The organism is Bacillus sp. J33 (genome assembly GCF_000518885.1).
In the GTDB taxonomy this organism is placed as follows: domain Bacteria; phylum Bacillota; class Bacilli; order Bacillales; family Cytobacillaceae; genus Cytobacillus.
This window is the reverse complement of sequence record NZ_JAEL01000068.1, coordinates 1-24611: the sequence shown is the minus strand read 5'-3', so window position 1 is coordinate 24611 and position 24611 is coordinate 1. Positions and strand designations below refer to the sequence as shown.

General features: G+C 41.8%; 22 protein-coding genes and 1 pseudogene. 6 read left to right on the top strand and 17 right to left on the bottom strand.

Features of this window, described 5'->3' with window-relative positions; genetic code table 11:
- Positions 1-107 precede the first annotated feature (107 nt).
- The 5 genes from L634_RS31370 to L634_RS0118380 all read right to left on the bottom strand — a co-directional run bounded on the left by L634_RS31370 (position 108) and on the right by L634_RS0118380 (position 7794).
- Positions 108-929, bottom strand: coding sequence for an ATP-grasp domain-containing protein (locus tag L634_RS31370; protein WP_051428368.1), 822 nt, complete (start codon positions 927-929; stop codon positions 108-110).
- A 277-nt stretch (positions 930-1206) separates the two neighbouring features.
- Positions 1207-2088 carry a LysM peptidoglycan-binding domain-containing protein gene (locus L634_RS0118400; protein ID WP_026583718.1) on the bottom strand — a complete coding sequence of 294 codons (882 nt, stop codon included), beginning with the start codon at positions 2086-2088 and terminating at the stop codon, positions 1207-1209.
- A gap of 473 nt (positions 2089-2561) precedes the next feature.
- Positions 2562-4922 carry an FdhF/YdeP family oxidoreductase gene (locus L634_RS0118390; protein ID WP_026583717.1) on the bottom strand — a complete coding sequence of 787 codons (2361 nt, stop codon included), beginning with the start codon at positions 4920-4922 and terminating at the stop codon, positions 2562-2564.
- Between the two features lie 274 nt (positions 4923-5196).
- Entirely contained in the window at positions 5197-6459 is a 1263-nt protein-coding gene (locus tag L634_RS0118385) for an L-lactate MFS transporter (protein ID WP_026583716.1), read from the bottom strand.
- A gap of 480 nt (positions 6460-6939) precedes the next feature.
- Positions 6940-7794 carry a glycerophosphodiester phosphodiesterase gene (locus tag L634_RS0118380; protein ID WP_026583715.1) on the bottom strand — a complete coding sequence of 285 codons (855 nt, stop codon included), beginning with the start codon at positions 7792-7794 and terminating at the stop codon, positions 6940-6942.
- A gap of 269 nt (positions 7795-8063) precedes the next feature.
- Between L634_RS0118380 and L634_RS32820 the strand changes: the two genes are divergently transcribed.
- The 4 genes from L634_RS32820 to L634_RS0118360 all read left to right on the top strand — a co-directional run bounded on the left by L634_RS32820 (position 8064) and on the right by L634_RS0118360 (position 9442).
- Positions 8064-8237 (top strand): aspartyl-phosphate phosphatase Spo0E family protein, encoded by a 174-nt coding sequence (locus tag L634_RS32820; protein WP_084028933.1) that lies wholly within the window; start codon positions 8064-8066, stop codon positions 8235-8237.
- Positions 8238-8331: 94 nt separating this feature from the next.
- On the top strand, positions 8332-8811 hold the full coding sequence (locus tag L634_RS0118370; RefSeq protein WP_026583714.1) for a CBO0543 family protein: 480 nt from the start codon (positions 8332-8334) through the stop codon (positions 8809-8811).
- 118 nt (positions 8812-8929) lie between these two features.
- A complete protein-coding gene (locus L634_RS33915; RefSeq protein WP_198029789.1) occupies positions 8930-9097 on the top strand; it encodes a hypothetical protein in 168 nt (55 codons plus the stop codon).
- An 18-nt stretch (positions 9098-9115) separates the two neighbouring features.
- Positions 9116-9442: a hypothetical protein gene (locus tag L634_RS0118360; RefSeq protein WP_269521616.1), complete on the top strand. Its 327-nt coding sequence runs from the start codon at positions 9116-9118 to the stop codon at positions 9440-9442.
- A 35-nt stretch (positions 9443-9477) separates the two neighbouring features.
- Here L634_RS0118360 and L634_RS34965 read toward each other — a convergent pair whose 3' ends face one another.
- From L634_RS34965 to proB, 5 genes are all read right to left on the bottom strand, one after another.
- Positions 9478-9570 (bottom strand): putative holin-like toxin, encoded by a 93-nt coding sequence (locus L634_RS34965; RefSeq protein WP_222500599.1) that lies wholly within the window; start codon positions 9568-9570, stop codon positions 9478-9480.
- Between the two features lie 247 nt (positions 9571-9817).
- A complete protein-coding gene (locus L634_RS31365; RefSeq protein WP_157452418.1) occupies positions 9818-10894 on the bottom strand; it encodes a hypothetical protein in 1077 nt (358 codons plus the stop codon).
- A 176-nt stretch (positions 10895-11070) separates the two neighbouring features.
- Positions 11071-11991, bottom strand: coding sequence for a macrolide 2'-phosphotransferase (locus L634_RS0118345; RefSeq protein WP_269521615.1), 921 nt, complete (start codon positions 11989-11991; stop codon positions 11071-11073).
- Positions 11992-12438: 447 nt separating this feature from the next.
- Entirely contained in the window at positions 12439-13668 is a 1230-nt protein-coding gene (locus tag L634_RS0118340; RefSeq protein WP_034262872.1) for a glutamate-5-semialdehyde dehydrogenase, read from the bottom strand.
- Complete coding sequence (gene proB, locus L634_RS0118335) at positions 13668-14789, bottom strand: glutamate 5-kinase (protein WP_026583710.1); 1122 nt, start codon at positions 14787-14789, stop codon at positions 13668-13670. The genes L634_RS0118340 and proB overlap by 1 nt, the downstream gene beginning before the upstream one ends.
- 638 nt (positions 14790-15427) lie before the next feature.
- Between proB and L634_RS0118325 the strand changes: the two genes are divergently transcribed.
- A complete protein-coding gene (locus L634_RS0118325) occupies positions 15428-17101 on the top strand; it encodes a ribonuclease J (RefSeq protein ID WP_026583709.1) in 1674 nt (557 codons plus the stop codon).
- Positions 17102-17152: 51 nt separating this feature from the next.
- Here L634_RS0118325 and L634_RS0118320 read toward each other — a convergent pair whose 3' ends face one another.
- From L634_RS0118320 to L634_RS31360, 7 genes are all read right to left on the bottom strand, one after another.
- Complete coding sequence (locus L634_RS0118320; RefSeq protein WP_026583708.1) at positions 17153-17602, bottom strand: S1 domain-containing RNA-binding protein; 450 nt, start codon at positions 17600-17602, stop codon at positions 17153-17155.
- 302 nt (positions 17603-17904) lie between these two features.
- Positions 17905-18870, bottom strand: a complete 966-nt coding sequence (locus tag L634_RS0118315) for a bile acid:sodium symporter family protein (RefSeq protein WP_026583707.1) — start codon at positions 18868-18870, stop codon at positions 17905-17907.
- A gap of 109 nt (positions 18871-18979) precedes the next feature.
- Positions 18980-20596: an ABC1 kinase family protein gene (locus L634_RS0118310; protein ID WP_026583706.1), complete on the bottom strand. Its 1617-nt coding sequence runs from the start codon at positions 20594-20596 to the stop codon at positions 18980-18982.
- Positions 20597-21036: 440 nt separating this feature from the next.
- Positions 21037-21609 carry a hypothetical protein gene (locus tag L634_RS0118300; protein ID WP_026583705.1) on the bottom strand — a complete coding sequence of 191 codons (573 nt, stop codon included), beginning with the start codon at positions 21607-21609 and terminating at the stop codon, positions 21037-21039.
- Between the two features lie 14 nt (positions 21610-21623).
- On the bottom strand, positions 21624-21935 hold the full coding sequence (locus L634_RS0118295) for a hypothetical protein (protein WP_026583704.1): 312 nt from the start codon (positions 21933-21935) through the stop codon (positions 21624-21626).
- A gap of 206 nt (positions 21936-22141) precedes the next feature.
- A complete protein-coding gene (locus tag L634_RS0118290; protein ID WP_026583703.1) occupies positions 22142-22900 on the bottom strand; it encodes an alpha/beta hydrolase in 759 nt (252 codons plus the stop codon).
- Between the two features lie 131 nt (positions 22901-23031).
- On the bottom strand, positions 23032-24264 hold the full coding sequence (locus L634_RS31360; RefSeq protein ID WP_034262870.1) for an MFS transporter: 1233 nt from the start codon (positions 24262-24264) through the stop codon (positions 23032-23034).
- A 164-nt stretch (positions 24265-24428) separates the two neighbouring features.
- Between L634_RS31360 and L634_RS0118280 the strand changes: the two are divergent.
- Positions 24429-24611 (top strand): annotated as a pseudogene (locus L634_RS0118280) (DDE-type integrase/transposase/recombinase); the annotation flags it as partial.

Sequence of the window (24611 nt, the reverse complement as noted above, 5' to 3'; positions counted from 1 at the left end):
ATCTGCTGATTCATTTCATAAAGCGGATCAAGTGATTGTGTGCCTGCCTAGAAATCGAAGCCACCAAAACATGTAACAGCTCCAGTATCCTAAACTGGAGCTTTGATTTATGAAATAACTTTATGAGGATTCAGCGGCGCCGGTGAAGTAGGAAACGGCGGGTTGAATTCCTTCATAATATATTGGTAAATGGCCTGTTCAACGGACAAGCCCAGAGTTTGAATTCCCTGGTTCCCGAAAAGGACATTAAATTCAAGGATATAGAATTTACCATTGCTCACCATAACATCAAAGCCTGCATGGTTAATATTTAAATCTTTGGCTATCTTAAGGACTAGGTCAACAGCTTCCTGCGGGATGAAATCAGAACAAATTTCTCCGCCCTGTGCCAAATTATGAAGGAATTCCCCCTCCAGCCCTACTCTCCAATACGAAGTGAAAACCTGATCTCCGACAACACAGATGCGAAGGTCCTTTCCTTCGTTTTCAAGGTATTCCTGAACGTATAGGACATCGACTTTTTCCGCATATTCCCGGAAGTCTCCTTCATTATGAATCAAATATACACCCTTGCCCATTGAGTTGCGAATTTCTTTTGCAACAAACGGAAAAGGAAATGTTTCCAGCACAGATTCGATATTGCTAGGTGTATTTGCCAAAATCTCGGTATATGGAACATATTCCGGAGCTATTGTCCAAAGTGCCCTTGTCATTTCAACCTTGCTGAAGCCAAGCTGCATCGTTTCAATACTTGGAAAGATGCGCTTTTTTAAGCCATAGACAAGTACAGGAACCTGCCAGGTTTCCGGAAAAAGAACGAGATCTGCCTGGCGAATGATTTCTAACTCTCTGTACATATGCTCAGGCTTAATATAATGAACGCCTGGTATGCCGATTGTGCGAAAGGCATTAAAAGAAACCATTTTCATAGATGCGTAACCACACTCCATATATGAATAGTAACCTATTAAATCATAGCAAAATCTTTGATTTTGGCAATTACTTTTTTTAGGAAAATTTCGTGAGGTATTAACGGGTTTTGCAGACTGATTATTCTTCTCCAAACATAGGCGGAGTGGTTTTTCTGGCAAGCATGCCTCCATCATACTATTTGCCATGCAAATAATTTCTGTCACCTCTGGTACGGGAGGGATGTTTCCCTTTTGCAAAAAGGAAAATCGGAGGCATGAAAACCTCCGAATTTGCTTATTGATAAGTGACATCGCTTAGATCCAGAAACTGAACAGTGGAGTGATCCCGGTCAATCCGAACCTTAAGCTCTAATTGATCCAGCTGGTACGTCAGCTCTTCACATTTCGCTGATTCATAGCATGTTACAGTCTCGGTTTTAGTTGCCTGACCGTATTTCTTTATGACTTGTTCTTTTGTAAATGGCAATGCCGGAAACATCCGCTTGCTTAAATATTCTGGATAGACAGCCAAACTGCTGATTGTGCCAGCTTTCATATTCAAGGTTGCCCTTACACCTGCTCCATCATTTTGGTAGTAAAGACTTCTGGTATTCAGCTTGGTTTCAGTCTTTTCTGGTTCACCCATTGTGTTTTTTATGGAATCATAGGCATCACCAGGCTTTATTCCGAGAATATGAAGCGGCTCTCTGGCGAGAATATAGGCATCTTTTATACCTGCCTTTTTCACAGCTTCCAATTGCTTCTCTGCATTTTTCTTATTTTTAAAAGCACCCGCCTGGACGCGGTAATGCGTCTTGCCATCAATAACAGCTATGCTAATAGCTGCTGGAATATCTTTATCCTTTAATAAAGAGACACGCTTTGCCGCATTTTCCTTTTTGCTGAAAGAGCCTACCATAATCTTATGATACGCTGCCTCCCCTTCTGTTAAAATAAGACGCTGCCCCGGATAAATGGTTGTGCCCTTCAAATTATTAAGCTCTGTTATCCGGTTTACACTCGTATGATACTTTCTGGCTAGCGAGTAAAGAGTATCCCCTTTCTCCACCACAACCATTTCTTTATTTAAATTGTGGTCCGCCATAACTGCTCCCCCTGAAAAAATAACCGCCAAAGAGATCATGCCTGCTGCAAAAACCTGTTTGATTTTCTTCATTATTTTCACCTCAATATATCTGACGGAGGAAAATTATGTATGTCGCAGAAGGACAAGCCCATTTATGTGCTTTACCGGCAATTTGTGCAGAAGCCTGTATTTTGGGGTAAGGAGGCTTCTGGAAATAGGTACTTTTTAATGGCAGCTTTTGTGGAATTGCTGTGAAATAGGTTATAACATAAATAAATTTCCGTATAAGTGTGATAAATATTTTTATATGATAGTAAAAGGTTTTATAAGAGGTATAACATATTTTATAACGAGGATACAGAGTTCCCATAGGTAATGTAATAGCTGCCGGGAATGAGAACGGGTAAAATTATGGTATTTACTCGGATTAGCCGCCATTTCCGATCAGTCCTCTTATTTTTCGTCGCTAATCCCTCAAAATAACGCCATATCCCACAAAGAGTACCGCCGCAAATTCCATCATCCTCCACAAAAAAAGAGATGGCGCTGAGCCATCTCTCTTCTTATGCTGGTGCATCAATTTCATCATCAGCAATGTGTCTTTCATTATATTCAACGTCTTTGCGAGCATTGTAGCGGTCTGCTTTTTCCAGGGTAACAGTGATGTTGTAGTCCGGGATGCCGGCGAATTTTTCATATCGTCCTCTTGGCAGCAAGAAGTTTCCTTCGGGAAAGTGGACTTCTACGTTGCCGCGGGCAATATCCACAAATTTCGCCCTTCCCTGGAAGACACCGAATCCGTTATATAGGACAATGCCCTCGCCTTCTGCGATGCTTAAATCCTTGGCATCTTCAGCATTCATCAAGACATCATAGCGGCCAGCGCCATTCAGCGGGTCAACTTCCTTATATACCATTGAGTTGAACTGCTTTCCCCGGCGGGAAGTAACGATGAACTGGCCTTCTTTCTTGCCCAGGTCTGGAATATCAACAGGAATTAGGTTGCCTTTTCCATGTGGTGTCGGGCAGATTCCATCCTCGCATAGCCACGCGCCGCCCCACTGAAAGACGTCTCCTGCTTTTTTCAGATGCTGTATGCCATCATAGCTTGGATTTGCCAGGGCAATTTCGTTGCGGATTTCCTGTGCATTTTTGAAATCAACCAGATGAGCTGTTTCCGGCTTTACGCGCTTTGCCAGATCAATATAGATTTTCCACTCTGCGCGTGCTTCTTCAATTTTATTCTTATTGCCTTCGATTTCAGGGCTGAAGTACACCATGCGTTCAGTCGATGTTGAAGTTCCGCCGCCCTCTTGCTCGTAGCGGGTCTTTGCCGGAAGGACGATTACTGCTTCTTTGGCGTCAACTAAAGTGGATGTGTTTAAAATAATATCCTGATGGACACGAATATCCAGTTCAGACAAGGCTTTTTCAATGAAGTCAGGGTCTGGCATTGTCTCAAGGAAATTACCGCCGGATAGGTAATAAAGCTTAATTTTTCGTTCATGGTCTTCTGGAAGCAGGATATTTTCCAAAGTAACTCCGACAATATCACCCTGCCATTTTTGCAGCTCAAAGCCCCACAGGTTTTGAATGCGGTCAAAATTTTCGCCGTAGAAATCACCGCCGGGGAGAACAAATGGATCAGCACCCATTTCTCCGCTTCCCTGTACAGATGAATGGCCGCGGAACGGCATTAAGCCATTATGCTTTCTTCCAAGATGTCCGCGAAGAAGCGCCAGATTTGCAACCTGTGAAATATTGTCTGTCGCAAAGGAATGCATCGTTAAACCAAGAGCCCATGCGTAAACGGCATTTTTACTGTTAGCCAGAAGCTCTGCAAGCTCAATGATGCGCTCTTTGGAAACACCGGATGATTTAAAAATGTCATCCCAGGATTGCTCTTTAACTTTCTTCTTTAATTCCTGATATCCATTTACATGTTCATTCACGAAAGAATGATTAATGGCTGAACCGTGCTGCTGCTTCTCCATATCAAACCAATGCTTCATAATTCCGTGCATGAAGGCAATGTCCCCGCCTATGTTTACCTGGTAAAAATCATCCGCAATTTTCGTGCCAAACAGCGCGGATTCAGGGTTTGACGGAATCCAGTATTTATCCATCGCAGGCTCTTTATACGGATTTACCACGATGATTTTCGTTCCGTTTTTCTTCGCCTCCAGCATGTATTTCGATGAGACCGGAGAGCTGTTTGATGCAACACTTCCCCAGAATAAAAGCACGTCTGTTCCAATCCAGTCAAGATAGTTAGCAGTTGAAGCACCAACTCCAATTGACCGCTTCAAAGCAGTTTTTGATGGGGAATGGCAAATGCGGCTCGCGTTGTCAATATGGTTTGTGCCAAGGAACCTGGCAACCTTTCCTGCCACATAATAAGACTCATTCGTAATCCCGCGGCTTGTCAGGTAGAATGCATACTGTTTTGGATCAAGGACTTTCATTTTTTCAGCGATCATGTTCATTGCATCATCCCAAGTGATCCGGGAGAATTTGCGTTCACCTTTTCTGCGGATCATTGGGTATGGAATACGTCCCAGCTTGCGGAGTTCAGTGCTGTCATATTTTCTGAGCTCATCAATATCTGCATGCAAAATCTCAGGCTTGATCGCACCGGCTGTATTCAAGCGAAGTACATTTAGTCTAGTTGTACATACATGCGGGCCCTTCAAGGTCTGGTCATAAAGTCCGGATACGCCAAGTGCGCAGCCATCACAAACCCCTTTTGTTAAAATATTGGTTGCATAGCCGAGATTATCTTTGTTTTCCCAAAGGATCTTTGCTGTATCCCTCATGTGTTTTGGCTTTATTTTGCCAAGTCCGAATGGGATTGGGCTGACCCAATGTTTTGGATCCGGCATAGCTTTTTTCTTCTGCGGTCCTGGATGCTTTGTTTTTCCCACCTATAACACTCCCTTAATTTATCGTTAGTCCTGCTATTTGATAGAGATTATTGTTCTCTGAATTCTCAATGGTTAGATTAGCTTTTTACTATTGTATATAGCTTAATAGAGCAACATGACGGCAAGGTCCTTCTTATAAAGAAAAACCACCGCAAAATAGTCTCGAAAAAAGATGCAAGATTCTGCGGCGGTTAGTCTTTAGCAGGTTCGCTGCCAAGTGCCAGACCATTAGAAAAGCAAAGCTGCTCACTTTTCTATGCTGTATTTTTTTAAATTAGCTTACCAAACGCTCATTCGCTTCGTTTTGCTTGCGCAATTTTTTAATATCAAATCGAATTAAGATTGAAACAATGAATGCTATTATGAAAAGTCCTGCAAAGCTTGTTAAACTTGAAGCATAGCTTCCGGTGGAATCCTTCATCCATGCTGCAAACATTGGGCCGGCAAGCCCGGCTGCTGCCCATGCAGTAAGGATATAGCCGTGTATGGCACCAAGCTGCTTTGTTCCAAATACATCCCCGATAAATGCAGGGATCGATGAAAATCCTCCGCCGTACATAGTGTAAACAATCGCCAGCATGATCTGGAATAGGATTGCTTCTTTTGTATGAGGCAATAACAAGAACAAAGCAATTTGCGATACGAAGAAAATCGTATACGTATTCGGGCGGCCGATGTAATCAGATATGGATGCCCAAATGAGTCGGCCCAGACCGTTAAAGATTCCAAGCACGCCGACAAGCGTTGCTGCTTCTGCAGTCGTTAAACCAATGCTTTCCTCCGCTAATGGCTTCGCTGCAGATAGGATTGCAATTCCACACGTAACGTTAATAAATAGCATAACCCAGAGATAGTAGAAACGGGATGTCTTTACTGCTTCATTCGCTGTTAACTGTGCTAAATCCTGTTTGATTTTGATTTTTCCAGCCTCGGCTTTTTCCTTCATGCCTGCTGGTGCCCAATCTGCAGGCGGTCTTTCCAGATATAAAGAAGACAATGTCATGATGATCAGGTAAGCAGCACCTAGAATATAAAAGGTGTTTGCTGTTCCTGCAGATTTGATCAGTGTATCCATGATTGGGCTTGCTACTGCCGCAGCGAAACCAAATCCCATGATGGCAAGGCCTGTTGCAAACCCTCGTCTGTCAGGGAACCATTTTACCAGCGTGGATACAGGAGCAATATAGCCTACTCCTAAACCAATTCCTCCGAGCACGCCATATGTTATGTACAAAAATGGCAATGAGCCAAGATTTACTGCAAGCCCTGCGCCCAGCATGCCTGCTCCAAAAAAAACTGCTGCCAGTAGTCCGGCTTTTCTTGGGCCATGTTTTTCAACGAAATGGCCGAGAAAGGCTGCTGACAATCCCAAAAACAGAATTGCCAAACTAAATGTTAATTGAACCTGCTTTGATGTCCAGCCAAACTCCTCAATCAATGGATTGGTAAAGTTGCTCCAGGCATATACAGATCCGATGGAAATATGGATCCCCACTGCCGAAGCTGCAATCAGCCACCGATTCTTTGTTTTTTTCACTTCTCTTCCCCCTTAATAAAAGAACCTTGTTAAGATCAATCCCTGCAGCAAACGCTTACAGGAAAGTTTCTTGAAATAAAAAAACCGCCAATCCCTTCTGCGTCCCCAAATAGGGGTATACAGAAGCAAAATTGACGGTTAGTATCAAGCAGGATTCGCTACTTAAGGACCAACTGTTAATCATTTTCGTATCTTGTGACATTTTAACCGACGACAGGATCGCTATCTCAAATCAAAATGTGACAGATTTATGAACTTAACTTCAAAAAAATCATATCACTTTGAAAAAAGTTGTTCAAGCCCTTTTTAAAATATTGTTATATCAATATTACACTATGGGGGAATGAAAATCATTTTGTCTGTGAAAGGATGCTTATTTGCAAATTCACCATTTTAATTTGCATGTTTTCAATTTTTTTTGCAGGTTTTACTTTTGCCCATAAAAAAGGCTCCGAAGAAAGCCTTCGAAGCCATTGGTTATTATTTTCCCTTCTTCAATTCATGGAGCAAATCAGGATGGTTGGTAAACATTCCAGTTACCCCCCAGTCAATCAGCTGCTGCATTCTTTCCTTTTCGTTGACTGTATAAGGGTGAAGTTCAAGTCCGCTGTTTACGACCTTTTGAACATACTCTTGATTTAAATATGTATGATTGGGTCCAATTCCCATCGCATACTGCTGGATTTCCTGAATTTCATCATCCGTAATGGCTGCATTTGTTCTATAAGAAATTAATTGAACCAGTTTAATAGACGGATCTAATTCATGCATCAGCTTTAGGCTTTGCGCACTGAATGACTGGACAAGCAATTTATCTTTGTTAATGTCATACTTTTCAACAAGCCGAAGCAGTTCTTTTTCCATACCAGGATAGACATCCGGTGATTTTGTTTCTATGTAATAGCTTTCGTTTTTCCCGAATTTCTTGAAGACTTCCTCCAGAGTCGGCACCTTTAAACCTTCATATGCTGGATTGGAGAACTGCGGATATTTCTCATTGAACCAGCTTCCTGCATCAAGCTCCTTAATTTCCTCAAGTGTAAAATCCTTCACATGCCCTGTTCCGTTTGTTGTACGGTCAAGTGTCACATCGTGCATCGCAATGAGCTGTCCATCCTTTGTCATCTGCAGGTCAATTTCAATATAATCCCCATGCATTTTCTCGCCCATTTCATACGACATAATTGTATGCTCGGGTGCATAAGCAGAAGCTCCGCGGTGTGATACATTTACAATTTCCTTGTACTTATCCTTAGCCATTGCCGCACCTCCCCCTACAGTCGCACTAAGCCCGATAACGACTGCGCCAATCGCTGAAATCATTTTCTTCCTCATTTTTTCCAACTCCTATCTCTTAATTTGCTACGTATTAAGAATAGAAGCAAAATATTAATCCTGTTATAATTCTATGTAAAAGCTGGAAGAATAATAGATTACAGAATTATGAATCAAGCCAAATGGTAATAGGACTAAAACACTAACTTGCAGCGGCTGTTGAAACTTGTAATGTTTTTATAAGTTTTGTCGAATCTGTTTATTTGCATTTGTTTTTGCTGATAATAGAATATAGTATTTTACCATTCCCCAGATTAGGAGTCGAACTTATGACCGAGACTTCGACTGCTATTAAACAACTTCATATAGAAATCGATGATTTGCGGAAAAAGATGATTTATGCTGGAAAAAGAAAGGGATTGTCACATCCAGAAACGCTGATGTACAGTAAGAAGCTTGATAAGCTCATCTATAAAGTACAGAGAAGCAAGTACGTCCATTAGGGCCCACATCCTTTATTTTTTATTACCCATTACCCATGCCTGTATAAAGAGTCCAATCAACACACACCCTACCCATGAGGAGTGTGTGTATTTCATGATGGATCGGTTAATTGTAATAAGCGGAATTATTTTTGGCATTATTTCTTTTCCTTCTCTTTTTAAAAAACCATCAGCTAAAGTGTGGCTTCCCTTGATTGTGACAAGCGGCCTGGTTAATTATCTTTTTGATAAGACACTTGTTAAAACAGGCAAGGTTAAATATCCGGTCAGGCTTTTCCCGCGTCTGACTAAAATCAATATTGCCTATGACTTTTTCGTATGCACCTATTTGTCTATTTGGTATTGCCAATCAACCATGAATGCAAGCCTTCCGGAAATAGTAAGAAAGCTTATTATTTTCAGCTTGCCGCAAGGGATATACGAAATAATCCTCGAGCGGAAAACAAATACACTGAAATTCCGCGAAAGCTGGAAATGGCTTCACTCGTTTTTTCTTGTTGTTGTCGTTAAAATCATCTCAAGGTCCATGCTCTTTCTTTTTTTAAAAAAGAAAGATAAAGATTTTAACGTTTAATCCCGCTCTTTAACAAACATCCTGTTTATTTAAGTGCATCTTTGTTGAGAAATAGCGAAAACATTGCCATAATAGTAGATGGACATACATAAAACAGTTACAAGGAAATGGAGAAATTATGCGAAGAAAACTTGTGGTTTTAATGGCAATGGTTCTGCTTGTCCTGACAGCCTGCGGAAAGGATTCAGCACAGGAACCGATTACCTTAAAAGACCAAAACAGCAAAGTGGTGACTTTTCCGCAGGACAAGCCCAGCCTTTTCTTCTTTATCACCACATACACCTGAGGACTCTGCCAGCAGCAACTGGTCGAGTTGCATCAAAATATGGATAAACTAGAAGGCATGGATGTAAACATGTATATCGTCAGCAATGACCAGCCTGAACAGCAGCTTGAGCTATATAATGCTCTTGAAGAGGAAATGGGGCACAGCCTTCCATTTGTATCTGACCCTGACTTGGAATTAATTGAACGGGCTGATATGAAAAATGGCGACACAGCTTACAGGGGCTATGCACTCATGGATGCAAAAGGCAGCATGGTGTTCCATAAGGTCAATGACCATTGGGGCGAAGAAATTGATAAAACCGCTAAAGAAATCAAAGAGAATTATGAGGAAATCTCTAATTAACCTAAGACAGAAAAAAACACGCTTATGCAGCGTGTTCAAGAGTCCCTGTCTCTATCTGTAAATTGGAGCATGGCGATAACAAACATACCGAAACTGATCATCAAAGACAACACTTCAAAGGTACCCATTCAACCATCGCCTCCTTATCCTAAGCCTTCCCGGAACTGAACTTGTCCTATACACAGGAAAAGTGCCTAATTAAAAATCCGTACAAAAGGCCTAAAAAAGCCTGCTGCATGCAGTTTTTGCAAGCGGCAGGCTTTTTTTGCATAATATACAATTTTTTCTCTATGACCGTATCATTTATTTATGCTTTGGATTCATTTATCCGCGTTATAAAACAGTTTATCTGCATTATAAGAAAGTTTATCCCTCTTATAAGCTTTTGCCGGTACTCTCCCCTTCAAAAAAGGAAAAGCGCATAGGATGTTTCTGCAAAACCTGCAAACTTAAAACAAGTTCAATCATAAGGAGCGCAATAATTATCCAGATGCCTATACTTAAGACTGATTGCTGCACGATATATAAAGCAGGAGCTTTTATAAAAGTTGTAAAAGTAAAGAACATGGCAAACGTAAAAATCCGGCTCCACTGGGTCACATTGTAAATAAGGATGCCTGACTTTACCCCATACTTTTTTATCCGTTTTGCCAGTCTATAGCCTTCAATCAATTCTACAATGATAAAAATAAGATAAGTGCCAATCCAGAATGGTGATGCAAACGGATCACTTATTAATCCGGATTTAATCATGGCAAGACCGCTGATTGACAGTGCCCCATGAAGAATGCAGTTGGTATTATTCCAATCGTCAGTAATGTCCCAGCTGGAAGCTGTGTAGCGTTTAAGAATAAACCAGGCACTCACTAAATAAAAGCCCAAGCCAATGATAATTAAAGCGGCATTAAGGGAATAAGGCACATTTTGAAATATAGTATTATAGAGCAGAACGAGAGATTGAGTACTAACAGTGGTAAGGAGCAGAATTCCATGAACATGATTGAGCATCTTGGAGTTCTTAATTTCTATAAAGCTCCTAAGGCTTAATGCCAAGTAGTACATCCACAACCCAACATTTACTATCGCAATGGCATAGGCTGCCACTCCCCCGCCAAATTGTTTAAAAATCATGATGCCGCAAATAGAGGATCCAGCCACCCATGTCCCAATCCCAAAACGGTTTATAGGATTATCGCAGTGAACCTTTCTGAATTCTCCTTTAAAAATAGAAACGACTATTGATAATAGAAACGCAAGCCACAATCCTACAGCTAAGATACTTAACAGCTTGCCGAAGCCGCTGGCTCCAAAGAAATTCAGCAAAACTCCATGTGTTACTATTCCTAGCGCCATAACGGCAGCCATCGCAGCAGTGCTAATATGAATCTTTTTAATCTTGATAACCGAAAACGCAGCAAAACATATAAAGACTATTAATAATAAGGATAACACTATAATCACCGTGAAAAAGTTTTGATTTTATTATAACATGCCGTTTACTCCCTTTATAATTGTGGTTTTGATACTATTACCTGAACAGTGAAATAAACAAATATAAATTTTTCTGCTTATATAGAAAGATAAAAAGACAGTACACAAAATGCGTACTGTCTTCATATATGGTACTCTTACTCCTCCAATACACCCAAAACCTGCTTAGCCATCTGAATGTATTCGCCGATTCCTGACTTAAGAGCAAATTCAGCAATCGCAACCGGATAAGCTGCTGCCAATTCCATCACATGTTTTGCCATATTGGGCCACACATAACCGCCTGCTTCTTTATAATGAGCGATAAGACTTTCAAGTGCCTCTTCCCCAAATATGCGATAATGGCCTACAAAATCATTTGCAATATCCGTAACGGCTGCTTCTGTCCAATCAATAAAACCTGTAACCTTTGAATTGGAATCAATGAGAATATGGCCGGCATGTAAATCACCATGGATCAGTCCTGTCTTTTTCGGCCATAAAGACTCATCTTTCAGCCAGGCATGCCACCGGGCCCAAAGCTCTTCTCCCATTCCAAATTCAGCTTTCACATGATCCATTCGCTTTTTCATTTGTAATCTTGCTTCTTCGGCACTCTCAACGGTTAGCCCTGCTGCTGTTGCCTCTTTGGAATCGATTTGATGCAAGGATACCAATGCTTCCGCCAGGGATTTAGTGAATTCTTTAGGGAGATTTTTTTCATCCAGCTCCCAGATATAAGCTTTCGCTTCAGGATCAATTGTCCCGGCAGGCACACCATTTAGCAGTTTATAGGCAATTAGCTCATTAGTTAATACCGTCCACCTTGGCACCTGAACCGATATGTGGCCAGCTATGAGATCCAGTGCTTTTTTCTCTTTTTTAGCCGATCCGATCACATCTTCCCTGCGCGGGAAACGCAATACCCACTTTTGCCCTGCTTTATCTTCAGCAATAACAACGGAAAAATCGAGTCCGGATTCATTAAACTTTAAAGGCTTATCGCTAAGCTCAATTCCATTTTTCTGTGCGATTTCTCTAACTTTCTTTTCAGTCATACTATCCACGTCCTTTTTCATTCGTTTTAGGCAACAAACACATCCTAATTGCCTGTGTTAGGGTATGAAAGGACCTTGTTAAAGAAACCTCTGTCTCTAAAAAACAAAGCGAATATACCTGCTTCAGTCTATTTTATTTTTTTAAAAAAACAGCAAAAAAAGAGAGGCAATTCGCCGCCCCTCTTTTTTTCAGTTCGTAAAATAAAGGTTTCCTTGCAAATAGGCAGACCAATCCCATATACCCTGCACACAGGCAGAGCCTTTGACCGTATTTAATTAGCGGTTCAAAGATTGGAATCGCAGTCTGATAGATGCAGTCAACAGGAAAACCTCCATTTCTTAAAAGTTACTTAAATCCTAACATATTTGTCTATCCATAGCAATGATTGGAAAGCCCTTGTATGTTAACGAAAATTATCTTAAAACATCCACGTTATCATTCATACAACTTTTCTGCTGTAAGGGAATTTATTTAACCTGCCCATTCCCCTTAATAATGTACTTCGTCGATGTCAATGCCGGCAGTCCCATTGGTCCTCGGGCATGCAGCTTCTGTGTGCTGATGCCGATTTCCGCGCCAAATCCGAATTCAAAACCGTCAGTAAAACGGGTTGATGCATTATGATATACGGCTGCAGCATCCACTTCATTCAAAAACCTTTCTACATTGTCCATTTGACTCGACACAATCGCCTCAGAATGCTTAGTTCCATATTTATTAATATGCGCAATAGCTTCTTCAACACTATCCACGAGCTTTAGTGCAACTTCCAATCCAAGATACTCAGTGCCCCAATCCTCCTCTGAAGCAGGGATGATGCCGGTTCCTGAAACGCCTTCACCCCCGTGGATTGCAACCCCTTTTTCCTGAAGGGCTGCCATAAGTTCTGCCAAGCCATGCCATTCTTTATGAACAAGGATCGTCTCGCATGCATTGCAAACAGACGGACGCTGAGTTTTAGCATTGATGGCAATATTAATCGCCATTTCCTTATCAGCACTTTTATCGATAAATACATGGCAATTCCCTGCCCCGGTTTCTAATACAGGCACTGTTGAATTTTCCACAACTGTCCTGATTAGCTTTGCCCCACCGCGCGGGATTAGGACATCGAGATAATCATTCAGCTTAAACATTTGGGAGGCGGTTTCCCGGCTCGTGTCTTCTATGAGCTGAACCGCTTCTGCAGGCAAATCACTTTTTGCTAACGCATGATGAATGACTTTCACAATGGCTTTATTGGAATGGATCGCAGTCGAACTTCCCCGGAGAAGCACAGCATTTCCAGTCTTCAAGCACAAGCTGGATGCATCAACTGTCACATTTGGGCGTGCCTCATAAATCATGCCAATGACGCCAAGCGGAACACGCACTTGGGAGATGGATAGCCCATTTGGACGATCCCATTCTGCCAAAACCTCACCAACTGGATCATTCAGCTCTGTTAATTGAATCAATGCATTTGCCATATCCTGAAGACGAACTTCATCAAGCCGAAGCCGGTCAAGCAATGAATCATTCATCCCGCTGTTTTTTCCCGCAGCAAGGTCTTTTTCATTTTCGGCTAAAATATAGTGCTTTTCGGCCATTAGCTGTTTTGAAATTAATGCCAATGCCCGATTCTTCTGGTCCGTCGTCATTTTCACCATCTTCGCCGCAGCTTTCTTTGCCTTTTCCCCTTTTTGAATCAATTCCATTATCTTGTCTCCCTTCTTTGTTGGCTTACCCAATGATCACGATGAATGACCACACTGCGGTCACTGTTGGCAATCACCATGGCTTCAGAGCTTGGAAGCCCTTTGATTTCGCTCAATTCTTCAGATGAAAAATTAACCTGGCCCTTCCCGATAATGTCTCCTTTTGGCCCTACAACTTCAACCACATCATTAACCAGGAAGTGCCCGGTTATGTTTGTAACACCTGCAGGCAAAAGGCTTTTTCCCTGCGTTAAGATCGCGTGTGCCGCCCCCTGATCCACTTCAATTTTTCCATTAGGCACAGAATGCAGCGCCAGCCACTGCTTGGATGTTCTCACGCTTGCCTTTGAACTGCTTCCAATATAGGTGCCATCCCCTTTTCCATTTAGGATATCGACTAATTTTTCTGATCCGCTGCCAACCCCAATAAACACTTGTACCCCAAGTCCCAGTGCTGTCCGTGCCGCCTCCAGCTTTGTCACCATACCGCCGGTTCCTACCTTTGAGCCTGAACCGGAAGCAGCTTTCATCATATCTTTTGTGATTTCTGTGATGAAATGATACTTTTTCGCTTCGGGGTTTGTTCGCGGATTTGAATCATAAATGCCATTGATATCTGTCAGTATAATTAAATGCTGTGCCTGAACGAGTCCGCTTACTAGAGCAGACAGCATATCATTATCACCGAACGCAAGCTCCTCCACCGACACCGAATCGTTTTCATTAATGATCGGCAGGACGTTCCTCTTTAAAAGCTCAGCTAAGGTTGCATTCGCATTTTGATATTGCTCCTTGTGCAGGAAGTTCTGCCGTGTGAGCAATAATTGTGCAGCCACAATCCCATGCTTCTTAAACTCTTCGGTATACCCCTGCAGCAACAGCCCTTGCCCGACTGCAGCGGCTGCCTGTTTTCCGGCAATGGTCACAGGCCGGGAAGGATAGCCCAGGTCGGCAAAACCCGCTGCTACTGCCCCGGATGAAATCAGGATGACATCATGGCCAAGCTGCTTTAAACGGGAGAGTGCAGCCACATGCTCCTCAAGTTTTTCGATGCAAAGTCCGCCATTTGTATTTGTCAGTGAACTGCTTCCAATTTTTACGACAATTCGTTTCCTTTTCACACTATCCACCATCCATTCAAATAAAAAAAGCCCTTCCATCCCTCTAAAAAGGACGGAAGAGCTTTGTCTCTTACGCGGTACCACCTTCATTGGCACTTAACATGGCAAGTGCCCGCTTTGAAATCCTTTAACGCAGGAAAATCGGCCAGGTTTGCCTGGCAGCTCAAGGGATAGGTTCAATAGCTTTGCAGGCTGCAGGATCTTTCAGCCGGTGAATCCCGCTCTCTTCTTGCCTGAGTTCTACTTACTGGTTCCCTGTCATAACTTTTTATCTATAAAAACATTAGATTTCATATGATTAGAAATATTATGCATGCAGATGTATTTTATGTCAATAGAAACTTTAATGCATTAACGCAAATCAATTATCCAGCTTATCCACGTTTGGAAGAAGACGGGGCATTTTTACCTTTGCCTTTGTGATCCGGTGCAAACGTCTGGTTATCCTTTGTAACTTTAGCCCCTTCTAAAAAATTATCTTTTGTTTTCATGTTGCTTCACCTCCAATCTTAATCTGTCCGGTTCTGCATGCTTTATATAACTGCTTATTTCTTCCTGTCACTGAGAAGAACTACTTTTTATAATCCTTTCTCTTTGGGGAATGCTAAAAAAAAGCATTCTATTGGGAGGATATACATATGGAGTCAAACGGAAAGAAATTATCCATATTTTCTCTTGGCGGCATAAATGAGATTGGGAAGAACATGTACGTTATTCAATATGCCGATGACATCTTGGTGATTGATGCCGGGGGGAAATTCCCGGATGAAAGCTTATTAGGAATCGATTTGATTATTCCTGATATCACCTACCTGGAGGAAAACAGAGAGAAGATTCGCGGATTAATTGTCACGCATGGACATGAGGATCATATTGGCGGAGTTCCTTATTTGCTGAAAAAAATCAATATGCCAATTTACGCAACCCGTTTTACGCTTGGACTGATCGAATTAAAACTCAGAGAACACAAGCTGCTTGGAGACTCGGAACTGATCGGCATCGATTCTGACTCCAATCTGACATTCGGCGATATCGCTGTTAGCTTTTTTAAAGTCAATCACAGTATTCCTGACTGCCTTGGTATTGTTTTTCAAACTCCTGAAGGCAATGTGGTGCATACCGGTGACTTTAAGTTTGATTTAACCCCTGTCAATCAGGAGCACTCCGATATTCATAAAATGGCGGAGATTGGCCGCAATGGCGTTTTGGCTCTTTTATCCGAAAGCACAAATGCAGAACGGAAAGGATCCACCCCAACAGAGCAAATTGTCGGGGAAAATATTGAAGAGGCATTCATAAAAGCTCCGCGAAAAATCATTATCTCAACTTTTGCGTCCAACGTAAGCCGCGTCCAGCAAGTAGTAGCTGCAGCGATTAAAACAAACCGAAAACTGGTTTTACTCGGACGAAGCATGGTGAATGTAGTGGAGGTGGCAATCGAGCGCGGATATCTTACTGTGCCTGAAGGTATGATCGTGGATCCAAAAACAGCCATGAACCTTGCGCCTGAAAAAATCTGCATTCTTTGCACCGGCAGCCAGGGAGAACCTATGGCAGCATTATCACGTCTGTCAACCGGAAATTTTCGCGATGCTGAAATTCACCCTGAAGACACCGTGATTTTGGCAGCATCTCCTATACCGGGCAATGAGCGCGATGTTTCAAAAATCATTGACAACCTGTTCCAGCTTGGCGCCCGTGTGATTTATGGCACCGGCAGTTCAACCGGCATGCATGTTTCCGGACATGGATACCAGGAAGATTTAAAACTCATGCTTACCCTGATGAGACCCAAGTATTTTATACCGATTCACGGTGAATACAGAATGCTGCATCACCACCGTTTGCTAGCCGAGTCAGTAGGTGTGGAAAAGGGCCATACGTTTATCGTTAAAAATGGCAATGTCGTGGATATTGAAAATGGCACTGCCCGGCAAACACGGCGAGTAACGGCTGGAGACACGTATGTGGATGGTGTGGGTGTTGGGGATATTGGCAGCATCGTGCTGCGCGACCGCAAACAGCTGTCAGAGGATGGCATGATTGTCATCGTATTAACCATGAGCAAAAGTGAGCGCAAAATGATATCGAGGCCTGATACAATCTCGCGCGGGTTCGTGTACGCGAGAGAATCCGAAGATCTGCTGAGAGACATTAACCGGCTGGTTGAAAAAACAGTCAATGACCTCCCCGAACAGGATAAAAGCCAATGGAATGTGATTAAGCAAAGCATAAAAAAATCCCTGGGTCAGTTTTTATTCGAAAAAACAAAACGCAAACCGATGATCCTTCCGATTATTATAGAAATTTGAACGACAAAGAAGGCAAGCCATAAACGGGCTTGCCTTTATCTTAAGGGCTGCTTATCCGCGGCGTCCGCCTCTGCCGCCCCTCTTTCCCTCGGTATTGCGCTTCAATGAAGAAATATTTTCTTCGCTCGCTTTTAAAAACTTAGCCATTTTATCTTCAAAGCTTTCTTTCGGCTTGAAATTACCCCGTGGACGGAAATCTCTGCTGCCGCCTCGGCGATCATCTCTTCCCTGGCGCGGAGGGCGCTGAGAATAAGATTGTCCTTCAGGCCTGTCTACTGCTTTTTTGATGGACAATGCAATCTTGCCGTCCTTCTCGCTAAGCACCTTGACAGTTACCTCATCGCCTACTGTTAAATGGTCATTCACATCTTTCACATAGCTGTCTGCTACTTCACTAATGTGAACAAGACCTGTTGTTCCTCCAGGCAATTCAACGAAAGCTCCAAAATTTGTAATGCCTGTTACTTTTCCTTGTACCTTACTGCCTATTTCGATTGACAAAAAACTTCCCCCTCAGTAGTGTTAACAACGACTTATTATACCTTTTTTTTTAGATAATTTCAAACTAGGAAAAATAACAATTGTGCTAAGGATGAAATTTTCCCTCGATATTCTACCCGGTTATCGGGAAGATAAATCCTGTTTTTGAGCATTTTAAATTTTTTACTAGCAAAATATCGTTAATGATTAGATTACATGAATTGAATGAAAAAGAGCAAAATTACTAGGTGAGGCATAATCCGAATCTTAAATTTTTTTATACCATATAATAAATTTTTTGGCATTTCATTTGGATATTCACTTTAAAATGTATGCCCTTCCCTAAGGATTTCTCTGCTGTAATAACGCTTGATGAACAAACCAAAAAGCGAAGCCAATACCTGCTGAAAGAGCATGCCAATCACAACTGGAACAGCAACCGCTGGCGGAAAATAAGTAACTGCCAGGACAGCACCTACACTGATGTTTCTCATCCCTCCATTAAAGGTCACCGCCACTGTGGTTTCCCGGTCATATTTCAGCATGTTCGCAATGAGAAAAGAAAGCAGATATCCCATAAAAGCAATAATGAATACAGTGACTCCAATAAGAATGAGCTTCAGATTCACCTCTTTTAAATAAGGGGCAACAACTGCTCCATTCAGCATTACAACAACAGCCATACCAAGTTTTGAAAACGGAGCAAGGCGGCGGCTTAAAGTGGCAGCTCCCTTCCCTTCAGTGACCTGGTTTAGGATCATGCCCAATAATGAAGGAAGTACAACCATCCAGAAAAGCCCTCTCATCATTGGCAAAATGTCTATTTCTACGGTAGCCTGAAAAAATACAGACAAAGTCAATGGTACAATAAACGGCGAGAGAAAGGTATCCAGCAATATAATGGACAAGGTCAGCGGAATATTTCCTTTATAAATCGATACCCAGATAAAACTCGAGATGCCAGTTGGAATGGCCATTGCCAGCACAAGTCCTGTTATCGTGAAGGCATCATCCCCAAATACTAAGTGGCCGGTGCTCCAGGCAAAAAGCGGCATTAAAATATGCAGCATAAATACAATAAAAAAGAGCGGTTTGGGATGATGAAGAATGTCTCTCAATGAACCTACATTCGAATTTAAGCTTCCGGAGAACGTCATAAAAGCAAAAACCCACGGAATGATGTACGAATAGTCCTTAAGTTGCCCGGCCAGAAAAACACCGATAACCACACTTGCTGGAGTAATCAATGGCATGATTTTTTCCAATTGTTTATTTAAGCTATATAGCACTATGATGACTCCCTTTCAATTGCCGTTTCCAAAAATAATTACCTAACTAATTAGTTTACCACATTATACTAGATTCATATACCTAAAAAAGAGCCAGAATCGCTGGCTCTTACCTCCTCTTTTCCGGCATATATTTCAGCCATTTCGCAAGCTTATAGCTTGTTACACCATAGCCGGCGGCAGCAATTGCAATAATGCCTGACGATAGCTGCCATATAAGTTCCTCTGCCAAATAGCGGCCTGCTCCTGCTCCAATTAAACCAAGCATAAGCAGCTGAAAAAGCTGCTTTTTGCGATTTTCATAGATTGTAAATTGAAACTCCCTTCTCTGCTCGGTTTCCTTTAAATGCTCCATTTTTCGCGGTGAATCTAAAAACTCTGCAGCAGAGTGGAAGAGTTTAAATATAGGCTGTGACTGAATAACCCTCCAAATGAACGCCCATTTATTCCCCTGTGATCCAAGCCATTCAGTAAATACAGGTTTCCCGATGCCGAGCAATTCTTCCTCAGGTGCCAGATTCCTTATAATCCCTTCGATTGTAATAAAAGAGCGGCCCAGAAAAATAAAACGGGTTGGCACCTGTACCGGCAGTGCGGAAATCAGATCATTCAGCTCCCATTTTAGCGCCATCAAATCCATCTCTTTTAAATTTGAGGGATCAAACAACACCCATTCTGAAAGCAGTTTTTCAATCGTCCGTGTATCCGCTTCAGGAAGCAGGAATCCTAACTGGGACAAGCACTCGACTGATTTTGCATAATTTTTGGCAAGAAAGCTTTCGATCAGATTTTGAAAAGCAGCAGCATCCTTTTTCGAAACCTCTCCTGCCATCCCGAAGTCAAGGAGGATAATGCGCCCCTCACGTGATACCAGAACATTGCCCGGATGCGGATCTGCATGAAACATACCGGGTTCTAGCCATTGCGGCAGGAAAATCTTCAAGAGACGCTTGGCCAATTCCTGGCGGGAAACCTCCAATTGTTCAACTGCACTGCTGTCGGTAAGCCTCTTTCCTTCCACCCATTCCATGACAAGCACTTTAGATGTGCATAGTTCCGGATAAATGTCTGGAATCTTCACGATATCGCTATCTTTATAACGTTCCTTAAAATAAAGAAGTGTTTCTTTCTCTTTTGTAAAATCAAGTTCCCTTTCAATTACCTGCTTTAATTCCTGAAAAAGAACCTTTAGATTAATAAATCCTTTGGGTATCGGAACAAACCGGTCAGCAAACCATATTAGAATGCTTAATGTCCGAAAGTCTGTCTGCACAATCGATTGGATGTCAGGCCGCTGCACTTTAATGGCTACGGCTGTTCCATCCTGCAGCACGCCTTTATAAACCTCTCCAATCGAAGCAGAAGCAATTGCCTCTTTTTCAATGGCCAATACCTTTTTGGAAACCTCAGTCCCCCATTCCTCTTTAAGAATCTGATGTATCTCACTCCATTCAGAAGGAGGCACTTTATCAGTAAGGTCCTGAATTTCCTTTATAAAGGGACCAGGCAGCAAATCGGAACGAATACTGATGAACTGCCCGACTTTGATCAGCAGCCCTTCCAATTCAAAAAGCGTTTTCCGGACTCTCTTCCCTATGCTGGCCCATAACTCTTCCCATTTTGCATCAGGCTTGCGGGTCCATTTATACCAATAAATTTGAGCGAAAATGCTGAATGCCAGCGATAATACCCTATACATGCGGAGCAATTTATACTTTGTTTTCATCCGATCAGCTCATTCCTGTAAAATATGATTGGTTTGGCCTTTATCCAATTTATGAATGACATTTTTCCGAAGCATATCCAAGGTTTGGCCTTCATGCTCTTGATGAAGGACATTTTTTCCGCGGCAGGCCCAAGATTTGGCTTTCATCCCTTTGATGAAGGACATTTTTTCCGCAGAAGTCGCAGATTATATTCTGCAAAAAAGTAAATTACTCCTCTTTACGATGATTTGGCCATTAAGTTTCAATTTTTATCGTCTATTTAGGCTTAAATATAAATTTATTAAGATTTATCTATCGTATAGAATGATTTATCATCCTTATAAAAAGGTTATCTGCGTTATAGAATGATTTATCCATATTATAAAAATTTTATCTGTATTATAGAATTTTCAGCACATAAAAACATAAAAGGACTCTCCCCATAGAAGACAAGCTATTATTAAAACAATGACCTGACATACGCTATTGTAAAAATAAAAATAATGATTCCAAATAAAACTCCTATCACGATTGCCATTAAGTTCTGTTTCAGGGTAAATCCTTTAAAGTCAGATTTCGACTGGGCCCCGTCCACTTTACGGATATGTACTATGAGACCAATGTTTATGATGACTAAAATGCCAGCAGCAAGGAAAAATAGATAAGGAAGATCCAATTTCATCATTTCACCATTATCACGTTGAACGTATGTGTTCAAAAACATCATGATACTCATGAATAAACTCCATTGACTGCTCACTTTTCGCTGTTTTTCCCATTCACTCCCCATCTTTTCTTTTTCGTAGATGGCTATTTGTTCCATAACAGGAATAATGGATTTGGCAGAATTCCGTTTTGTCCATCCCACAATCGATTGAATCAGTGCTGCTATTCCAATGAAAAGGAACATTTGTGAAATAGTAAAATCTATCAATCTGGTAAGCATATAAGCAGCCGCTAAGAAAAATAGCAAGACAACATTTAAAAACAGCAGCTGTCTGATTCTCAGATTCTTTATTTCAGAAACGGTCATCGCCTTCCCTCCTGCTATCTTATAAAATAAATTATTGGGTTTGCAACGCCTAACACAGCAATGGCAAGAAACAAGATGGTGGAGACTCCGTCGCCGCCTAAGCCTAATTCATCAACTATAATCGCATCAAAAAACAGCAGCTGGCCTGATAAAAAAATCGAGAAGATAGACAGGCTGGCAATCGCAAATCCGTTCATAAACCGATTTAAGGCTTTTGGAAGCAGAACGATAATGAATAAGGCCAAAACAACTAACAGAAAACTATAAAAAACCGGCCTTAATAATGTAAATGATCCGCCTGATGCAAATGTTTCGTAAGTATACATATTACCTCCCAAAAAATACTAGAATAGTATTATTTTACAATTAATAACTGGGTGAATCCACCCTAAAAAAGAGGCTGCACTTTTCTCTGTGCAGCCTCTTTGGCAAAAGTATGATCTATGGTAAAGGGATTTATCAGTTGTGCCTCAATTTGTTCTACCAAATACTATTTGACATAGCTTTGCAGCTACAGGACAAACCAAGTGTATTAAGAAAAAACTTCTACTCTCATTTTCTGAATATACTTGTGTGTTTTTTCAATAATTTTCTCTTGATCATAATCCATCGACGCAACATGATAGGAGTTGTAGAGCGGAACAACTTCCTTTTGACTGGAACCAATATGGTTTGCAATATAATCCGTACACTCGGCAGGAACCACATGGTCCTCAATGGATTTAAAGAAAAGAACTGGATTTTGGATGTCTGGCAGGATGGCGGGGGTCTTCGCCATCAATTCCTGGAGCTCATGAATGGAGTGAATGGATACTTTCCCATACGTTATTTCCTCAACCCCTGAACGTTTAATATCAGGTGCTCCCTCAGGAATATACCGCGGACTTGTTTTTCCGATAAGATCATCATAAGAAGGTACCTTTAAGGCAGCATTTATTAAGGCCAGTCCTTTTATTTCAGGATATTTTTTTGCGAGCCAAAGAGCCAAGGCACCGCCCATGGATTGCCCAATCACATATACTGTAGAACATCTTTCCTTTAAGAAAAGGTAACCCTTCTCCATTTCAGCAAACCAATCCTGATGTGTCGTCTTCTCCATATCTTTATAATGGGTGCCGTGGCCTTTTAGCCTTGGGGCAAAAACAGAATAACCCAGCTTTGCAAATGCCTCTCCTAAATAACGGACACTCTGGGGAGTACCAAGAAACCCATGTGTGATTAAGAGACCAACTTCATTGCCTTCCAAATAAAATGATTCCGCACCGTCCATAACTGGGTAAAATTCTCTCATCACACTGTTCCTCCCTCAAAAATTGTTATCCACATTATATTACCTACTATTCCGACCTGTCAACTCGTATTTACAATTAATACTACCGTATTTCCTTGGCGATCATAAAAAAACTGCCCAAATCGGACAGTCTATAAAGTCGACTTTACTCCGTCTATATTCACGGATTCCTTGGAATCCATCGGCAAAACCAGCATACTAATCAGCGGCCCCAAAGCCAGTACAGCAAACGCCACTCCCCATCCGGCCGCTTCATTCGGCATAATACCCAGAATAAACCCAAACACACCCGGGGATAGGATGGTTATGCTATAGCCAAGAACCTGCTGCATGCCTAAAGCCAACCCAATGGTATTGGCAGAACTAAGTTCACTTATCGCTACTGAATAGATAGGGGAATCTCCCACTACGGTTATCCCATAAATGATGCCAATAACGATGACGGCTGCTAACGGGATGGAAGACAGCCAGCCAAAAAGCATTGAGCAAAACAGGCCAACCGCCAGCAATGGCTTCAAGGCTCTTACCCTGCCAATCTTGTCGGATAGCTCACCCCCCAGCCAAGTTCCTAAAGCGCCAATGACAATGAAAATACCAGCCCAAAGATTGCCGATTTGCTGTGCCTCTCCGGAGGAATATCCATGAACCATCGCAGTGTAAACCATGAAAGGGCCAACCCAGCCCCAGAAAGCATACAATTCCCACATATGGCCAGCATAGGCAAGGTTCATCTTAACCAGTTTTTTATTAGAGAATAATGATTTGAACAAAGCAAAAGACATGTCCGGCGGAGATTCAGGCATTTTGGGATTTACTTTATACAAGAACATCATAAAAGCCGCCAAAAATGCCCCAATAGATGTGATTGCGACAACACCTCTCCAGCCAAAAAAGGAAATTAGGGGCGAAGAAAATAGGAGCGCACTGCCTGACCCCATCACAAGCGCACCAACATAAATACCAAACGTCTTTCCGCGGGTTTCCGGCGGGTAAATCCCTGACAAATACTTCAGGCCTGGAACATAAATGCCGCCAAGTCCAATTCCGGCGATAATTCTTAAAATTAAGCTGCTCCAGAAACCTTCAGCAGCAATGCCAAAAAGCAATCCGCTGACTCCAGCTATTAATGCTGCTGAAATGAAAATATACCTGGGATTAATCCGGTCAGATAGATACCCAAATAGAAAAACGGAAATCACATACCCAAACTGAAAGGATGATAAAATTATCCCGGCTTCGCTTGAACTCAGCCCCCACTCATCCTTAACGATCGGCAAAATCGCCGAATAGTTAAACCAGATTAACATCGTTAAAAACTGTGCAAAAGATACTAACAGCAATGGAAATAAAGAGTGCTTTTTCATATTGTCCCCCCTTTTATCCAGTCCGTATTGTCAAAACTTCTATAAGAAATAGGTTATAAAATATCTCCATAGAGGGCTTTATAGGCAAAAAAATTGCCACCCCCTAAATTCTTTGGATAATTGAGGTTACCACACACCCAACAACCAAGAATGGAAGTGACAATTTGTACCCTCAAATTATAACCTATTTATTAACTTTTATAAACTATCAAGAACAACTCATTCGAACATTGCTTACTTTATTGATTGGTAAAAGCATGTTCGTTAAACCTACTGAACAGCCCGTAAATAAACCTTATCGAAAACTTCAAGTGGATGACCTTCCGGTCATTGAAGTTCTAGAACAG

What these genes read in the sequence shown, in the direction of transcription:
- L634_RS0118300 (WP_026583705.1), bottom strand. Translation starts at nt 21,609, where the DNA reads ATGACCGTTTCTGAAATAAAGAATCTGAGAATCAGACAGCTGCTGTTT.
- L634_RS0118310 (WP_026583706.1), bottom strand. Translation starts at nt 20,596, where the DNA reads ATGAAAACAAAGTATAAATTGCTCCGCATGTATAGGGTATTATCGCTG.
- L634_RS32820 (WP_084028933.1), top strand. Translation starts at nt 8,064, where the DNA reads ATGACCGAGACTTCGACTGCTATTAAACAACTTCATATAGAAATCGAT.
- L634_RS34965 (WP_222500599.1), bottom strand. Translation starts at nt 9,570, where the DNA reads ATGGGTACCTTTGAAGTGTTGTCTTTGATGATCAGTTTCGGTATGTTT.
- L634_RS31360 (WP_034262870.1), bottom strand. Translation starts at nt 24,264, where the DNA reads ATGAAAAAGCACTCTTTATTTCCATTGCTGTTAGTATCTTTTGCACAG.
- L634_RS0118325 (WP_026583709.1), top strand. Translation starts at nt 15,428, where the DNA reads ATGGAGTCAAACGGAAAGAAATTATCCATATTTTCTCTTGGCGGCATA.
- L634_RS0118340 (WP_034262872.1), bottom strand. Translation starts at nt 13,668, where the DNA reads ATGGAATTGATTCAAAAAGGGGAAAAGGCAAAGAAAGCTGCGGCGAAG.
- L634_RS33915 (WP_198029789.1), top strand. Translation starts at nt 8,930, where the DNA reads ATGCGAAGAAAACTTGTGGTTTTAATGGCAATGGTTCTGCTTGTCCTG.
- L634_RS0118370 (WP_026583714.1), top strand. Translation starts at nt 8,332, where the DNA reads ATGATGGATCGGTTAATTGTAATAAGCGGAATTATTTTTGGCATTATT.
- L634_RS0118345 (WP_269521615.1), bottom strand. Translation starts at nt 11,991, where the DNA reads ATGAAAAAGGACGTGGATAGTATGACTGAAAAGAAAGTTAGAGAAATC.
- L634_RS0118380 (WP_026583715.1), bottom strand. Translation starts at nt 7,794, where the DNA reads ATGAGGAAGAAAATGATTTCAGCGATTGGCGCAGTCGTTATCGGGCTT.
- L634_RS0118295 (WP_026583704.1), bottom strand. Translation starts at nt 21,935, where the DNA reads ATGTATACTTACGAAACATTTGCATCAGGCGGATCATTTACATTATTA.
- L634_RS0118290 (WP_026583703.1), bottom strand. Translation starts at nt 22,900, where the DNA reads ATGAGAGAATTTTACCCAGTTATGGACGGTGCGGAATCATTTTATTTG.
- L634_RS0118400 (WP_026583718.1), bottom strand. Translation starts at nt 2,088, where the DNA reads ATGAAGAAAATCAAACAGGTTTTTGCAGCAGGCATGATCTCTTTGGCG.
- L634_RS31370 (WP_051428368.1), bottom strand. Translation starts at nt 929, where the DNA reads ATGAAAATGGTTTCTTTTAATGCCTTTCGCACAATCGGCATACCAGGC.